Here is a 1,280-nt window from a genome sequence, read left to right as displayed (position 1 = left end):
GCGCTGGGACCGGGCGAAGTAATTCTCCGGCGTCTGCGATGACAGCTGCACCTCGAAGGCCACCCGGTTCCTGAAGTCATCCGACTCGGCGAGGACGTCGATGATCCACTCCCTGGAAGGGTGTGGGTGTTCGATAATCGCGTGCCAGCCGGGGACCTGGTCGATGCCGAGAGCCAGAGCTTCCTTCATGGCCAGGTGCTGCGGTGTTTCGCCGCCGTGCCTGGCCTCGCAGCCGGCGGTCGACAGGTGAGCGAAGAACCTGGTTTCGCCACGTAGCTTGGCCACCGCCCGAACTCCGCACAGCGGCATGACCATCTGCTTGCGCTCATCCGAAGCCTGCAGCGCGAGCCAGGACTCGCGCGTGTGCTTCGTGGCGTCGACCCGTGCCCCGTCGAGCATTGCTACCAGCGGCATTGCCCACCCCCCGCAGCCGCCCCCTGCCGCTGACGGACTGATTCAACCACGGAGGACCGGGGGTCGGCCACAAACGTTCACGGCTGTGCGGCTTCAGCCCTCCCACGTAACACCGGTGATAAACCGGGGGATGCCATGTTCAACGGTTCTCCCACCGGCTAGGATCGCGCATGTCACGCACATCGCATCGAGTTATTTGGGGGACTCTTGTCGTACAAATCCGCGCACATCAGGAAATGGGTATCTGCTGCACTCGGGGCGGTACTTCTCGGCACCAGCCTCGTCACTGGCCTTAGCGCCGCAGATGCCAGTGCCAGTGGAGGTTTCGCCGGGATAATCACTCCGGGGACCACCGGGGGAAGCGGGACGGTTACATTCTCGTTGCCCCAGAAGGTAACGGGCCAATTCAACGACTCGAGGTGCGCACCGTTCTCGTCAACAATAAATCCTGCGCCGTCGGACCTGCGCGCTGTTGCGACGATCGGCGGGAAAGTGTACTCATCACCACTGGTGTCGCAATGGCAGGCTCAGTCTACGACCACGCCCACAAAAGGATGCTACGGGCCAGCGCCCCTCTGGCAATACTTCCCTGACGCGGTAGGGACCCAGACTGTCATCTGGTCCAAATGGAGCATGAACTACAGCTGCCAGGCCGCCGGAACGCCTGTCATCATCGCGGACAACAGCGGGGCCGGGTACACCACCTCCATCCCCGCAAATGGCCCCCTCCCTGCTTCGTGCACGGCACTCTCAGCGCCGGCGCCGACCATCACGGGCACGGCGAAAGTCGGATCCACGGTAACAGCGGTCCCGGGCACGTGGGGACCGGCCCCGGTGACTTTGGCGTATCAGTGGAAGGCCAACGG

Annotated in this window: 1 protein-coding gene and 1 pseudogene; one reads left to right on the top strand and one right to left on the bottom strand. The window is 63.7% G+C overall.

Features of this window, described 5'->3' with window-relative positions; genetic code table 11:
* The coding region (locus AC1DEY_RS23510; protein WP_476870101.1) for a competence protein CoiA family protein at nucleotides 1-414 on the bottom strand (414 nt) is incomplete at its 3' end.
* Between the two features lie 633 nt (nucleotides 415-1,047).
* Between AC1DEY_RS23510 and AC1DEY_RS23505 the strand changes: the two are divergent.
* Nucleotides 1,048-1,280 (top strand): annotated as a pseudogene (locus AC1DEY_RS23505) (hypothetical protein); the annotation flags it as partial.

The organism is Arthrobacter sp. 05T47, from assembly GCF_056395825.1.
This window is presented reverse-complemented; position numbering and strand designations above follow the sequence as displayed.